This window comes from Rhodococcus sp. MEB064, from assembly GCF_000834565.1.
Taxonomy (GTDB): domain Bacteria; phylum Actinomycetota; class Actinomycetes; order Mycobacteriales; family Mycobacteriaceae; genus Rhodococcoides.
This window is the reverse complement of sequence record NZ_JXQS01000054.1, coordinates 1-4,379: the sequence shown is the minus strand read 5'-3', so window position 1 is coordinate 4,379 and position 4,379 is coordinate 1. Positions and strand designations below refer to the sequence as shown.

At 54.7% G+C, this 4,379-nt stretch carries 3 protein-coding genes and 1 tRNA gene; 1 reads left to right on the top strand and 3 read right to left on the bottom strand.

Annotated features, from left to right (window positions below; genetic code table 11):
• The first annotated feature begins 1 nt into the window (after position 1).
• Positions 2–69, top strand: a tRNA-Arg gene (locus RU01_RS22985).
• A gap of 667 nt (positions 70–736) precedes the next feature.
• On the opposite strand, the gene RU01_RS23555 is transcribed toward RU01_RS22985, so the two are convergent.
• The 3 genes from RU01_RS23555 to RU01_RS22620 are packed head-to-tail and all read right to left on the bottom strand — an operon-like array spanning position 737 to position 4,024.
• Positions 737–1,144 (bottom strand): hypothetical protein, encoded by a 408-nt coding sequence (locus RU01_RS23555; RefSeq protein WP_197074822.1) that lies wholly within the window; start codon positions 1,142–1,144, stop codon positions 737–739.
• Positions 1,144–3,024, bottom strand: a complete 1,881-nt coding sequence (locus RU01_RS22980; RefSeq protein ID WP_197074821.1) for a HEAT repeat domain-containing protein — start codon at positions 3,022–3,024, stop codon at positions 1,144–1,146. Before RU01_RS22980 ends, RU01_RS23555 begins: the two co-directional genes overlap by 1 nt.
• 16 nt (positions 3,025–3,040) lie before the next feature.
• Positions 3,041–4,024, bottom strand: coding sequence for a phosphorylase family protein (locus tag RU01_RS22620; RefSeq protein WP_082043246.1), 984 nt, complete (start codon positions 4,022–4,024; stop codon positions 3,041–3,043).
• Positions 4,025–4,379 lie beyond the last annotated feature (355 nt).

Genomic DNA, 4,379 nt, shown 5'->3' with positions numbered 1-4,379 from the left:
TAGCTCAGGGGATAGAGCAAGGGCCTTCTAATCCCTTGGTCGCAGGTTCGAATCCTGCCGGGGGCACCACCTTAGACTCTGAGTAGAAAGGGGGTTGTCGTTCACAAGGACACACTTACCGCTGGCGTCTGAGTATGTGGCGTTCCGGTCATTCATGGGTACCCCGACGAGGCGGCCGGGTCGGCAGCATGAACTGAACGGTCGAACGCCCATATTTCGGACGGTTGCACACACGCTAGGACGCAGTCGACTCGGAAACATGCACGCCAAAGAACGCTTCTGGTCAGTGAGGATGAGGTCTGGGTGGTGCTTGGCGAGTCGCCACCCGCGCCGAGGTTCAACCAATTATGCGATTACGGGCACGAACACCCGCGCTTGGTGATGTTAATTGTTCACGAGCTATGCATAAGATCTATTGGTAACTGCGGCACTGGCGTGCAGTCCGGTTGCGCCAATCCTCACGGCAATTCGATGACGCTCCCGATGTCGATCTCCGACGACGAGGAGACATGCTGCGACAAGACCGACCGCTGGTCAAAGTCAAGCCTGGGGTGATCTGCATGCTCACTAAATGCTCGCACTAGAGTCAGTCATTGGCTGCACAACGCGAACGGGGATGCAGGTCTGTTGGCATTCGGAGTTAGCGAAGACCAACACACCGACGCACGTTGAATACCGCAATACCATATTTGTGCGGTTAACCTTCGCCGCATCTCTGCTCACCAGCGCGAAACGCTCAGCGAGGATAAAACGGCATTAGTTGGCCCGCTGTAGTGGTAAAGCTACTTCCGCCAACCTTTGATTGCGCAATCACCACGCAAGACTCGCCACCGATTTCAAAAATCCAATCTAAGCAACTGCCACACGGAGTGAAACGAGATCTTTCGGCGGCGATGAAGATTACTTCGAGGCGATCGTCGCCACCAGCTATCAAGTTGCCGATCGCATTCACTTCCGCATGTATGTCATGGCTACGGAACCTATGTTCTATGTTGCAACCCACCCATACTCGACCCTTACTGGAGCGCGCAGCACACCCAACCTTCGTCTTCCCAAGCACAACCGCCCTGTCTCGAACAGACCACGCCGCCCGTGCGAGGACATCCAGGCCATCAATGGCTTCCTCCGGTTTGCGCTGAGACATCAGACAACAAGACCGATGGACGCTTGAATAGAAGATCCGAGCTTGCGCCATCTGTCTTGCTCTTCTACAGACTCCGATTGCGACCACAGAGTCTCTACGAGTAACGCTGAGTCTTCAGCCCATTCAACAGATACATTTCGCGGCAGTAGCACCCGTTCCAACTCTTTCGTCAACTGCGGATCGAGACGAATAGTCGAGATTCGGGTGGAAAGCTCGGCAATTATTCTGCTGCGCATTGCCGTAGCGAACAGTGCTATCTCCACTAAGCTTCGAACGGACCCGTATCGTACCCATGTGGAGACATCACCATCCAAGGACTGCAATAACGCATCCACCGCGTCATTTGTCGGTGACGCTCCCAGTGCGTGAACTGCACGCCAGCGCACTTCCATGCTCTCGTGACTGATCGCCAATCCAATCAATATCAGCTCTACGCCCTTAGCAATCGCACCGCGCCGAAGTACGTTGCTCATCGTCCATCCAAGCACCGAGTCAGAACCAGCGATCAACGAAACGTCCTGAACTGTTACATTCGCTGTAGACATCTGCGTGAACAACTCTATCCACTCAGGTAACCAGCCTGCCGTCTCAACGGATGACGCCTCACGGACCACTAGCTCGTAGAGGGCTTCCTTCGACGGTGAAGACAACACGTGGGCTGAAAAGTCTGACCTCATAACATGCAACGCATCGGTCACTTGATTGACAGTGCTAGCAAACGGATCAAAACGACGCTCACCGAGCAAAGCTATCACCACGAATTCCATTGCCCCGCTGACGTTGGACCCGTTACGACGATCTTCAGCAATCAGCGAAGCCGCGCCATAGAAATTCCAGTCATACACTTTTCTTATCAAAAGGTCGGCGTGGTCCTTCGATTGTTCTAGAACCATCGCCAAGGCGTCCATTGATGTCGCCTTGAACGTGATTGTATCGAAAAGATCGCTGCCCCACAGATCAGAATTGGCGGCGGCGTATGTTGCTGCGAGAAAGTCGTGCACGAGGTGATGAGCAAATCGACTGGTGGGCTCAAGAACAACGGTCCCGGCGACTATGAGCGCCTCAACATTGGATGCGCCGATAGCATCAGACAATGCGATAATATTCACGCCACGATTGCCATTGAGCTCGTATTGGGAATACGCTTCAAAAGCGAGCGCGTCGAGTGTCTCTGGTTTCACACCGCCGTGGTTGACCAAGTATTTACGGTGCGACTCAGACCGTGTTCCTCTATCACCCCGAAGTGCTAAATCTAGATAGTATGGGAGACGCAAGGTTTTGTCGGACTCATACGACGTATCTTTCAACAGCTGACCGATCTGCGAATTAGAAACCGGTGAAAGGGTTGCTAAAACCCAACTTTGAGCTGAGATACGTCGACGATGCAGTCGGTCGGTGAGAACAATGGCGACGTCAGGTCGCTGCGATGCCAATCTATCAACTTGATCCAACAGAACGGTTGCTAGGGAGTTTCCAACTTCGTTCAACCCGTCGATTAGGAGCAAATATTTATCTGAAAGGCCATCGTTATTGGGTTGGCGCAAAGGGCCGGCCAGCGTCAACAGATTCGGAGCAGCCTCAATCGCCAGTTTGCTAGCTTCATACCTGTTGGCCCAGACCAGCGCGTCTAGCTCTACAACGGTGGATCCGGCGGCGGCGGCTTCACGACCAAGTCGCTTCAACATCGTCGTTTTCCCTGAGCCACCACTCGCCTGAATCAAGCCCCGACCAGCCTCCGCCACGACGGTGATGAAGCCAGCGAGTGAGAACGCTCGACCACTTCCGCCCCTGAGTATGGCGTCGAAGTCCTGACAAACCAGCAGCTCATAGTCAAATTGAGGTGCTTCGGCACTAAGGTTTCTGTCCGTCGTCGTACTCATGTTAAGCAGTGTCTCCCTACCCACCGACAAGTTTCGCTCCATCAAGGCCCGTCCGCCAGCGAGGAGCCCCTGGATCTGCGGCGCTTGGTTCGCGCTCGTCATGGAGGATTCGTTGCACCAGCGATAGGCCTACGCAGGCCGCCGCCAGGCAAGCGTAGCCTTTCCAAGTCGCGCGTTGCGTGTTGTTGTCTGCGAGCGCACCCAGGACGCGGCTTCCATTCTCGTTGCGCCCTGTAAGGGGTGGCCTCTCAGCCGTCACAAGGTCACTGACACCTCGAACGGGAAGCCAGACGGGACTATAGAACGGATTGTCTCGGGTGTCATGGAGGGCCCGTCCCACTCCCATCGATTCCATGTCGACAACATCCGCGTTGTCAAAACGGCTCAACATTTCAATCTGCTTCTCAGCTGTAGGATTTCCAGCTATTGATTCAAGTGCGACAAGCTCTCCGACGTGGATTTTAGGGTGGGCACTCGAGTTGTCTGGACGAGGAATCGAGAGCCCAGCAAACCCGCCCGCTCTCGGTGACGCGGCGAGCGTTTCAGCATGTTGACTTACTAATTGGGATGATGGCTGGTCGATCGATATGTACCGAAGATAGGTCCCGTTTGGCAGGTTCTTCGTATATTCAGCGTAATGGACATATCGGCCAATCACCACATCGCCCAGACCTGGCCCAGTTGACATCGGTGGATTTGACTCCGCGTTTCTGTTGATTCCTCCTCCGATACCCACAACCAAAACAACTTCTGGCCGATACCACTCAAGTAATTGCCTTGCGCTTGAGTGCGCCGGAGTGTTAGAGCGGTCGGCGGACTTTGCGACCACGAACGGATAATACTTTAAGTCGCTGGATGCATATTCAGGTGCAGTGAACACCCCGCTAGTGCCAATCTCCTCGGTAGCGTTGAATATCGTTTTCACCGCCTGCATCTCTGCATCAATGATCGACATGACAACGACACGCGCATGTCCCCGCCGACCGCGCAGTTCAGCCATGCTCGAACCCCCAAGTTCCAAGACTCACAGAATCTCCACAGTGCTGATGCTCATCTGGAACTCCTAGAACCCGACGTGTCGGACTGGTATCTAGAGGACACGCGAACTCGCGTGGGCCTATTCATCTAAGCGACTCTACAACCAGCCGCGATCGTCCCGTCACGAGACGCCGACCAGTCGTGGTCCCGAAGGTGTCATGGTCGCCCCTCGATTCGCTACCCCAGATTCCGTCTGTAACCGATAGGGGACGACGGCTCCGCTTGTTTCGACACCAGCCAATTGATCCGACGGCGCATCGGACACCGATGCGCGCCTCCGTAGCTCAGGGGATAGAGCAAGGGCCTTCTAATCCCTT

Bases quoted from the DNA above. Each gene is read 5' to 3' on its own strand.
- RU01_RS23555 (WP_197074822.1), bottom strand. From the start codon at position 1,144: ATGTCTCAGCGCAAACCGGAGGAAGCCATTGATGGCCTGGATGTCCTC.
- RU01_RS22620 (WP_082043246.1), bottom strand. From the start codon at position 4,024: ATGGCTGAACTGCGCGGTCGGCGGGGACATGCGCGTGTCGTTGTCATG.
- RU01_RS22980 (WP_197074821.1), bottom strand. From the start codon at position 3,024: ATGAGTACGACGACGGACAGAAACCTTAGTGCCGAAGCACCTCAATTT.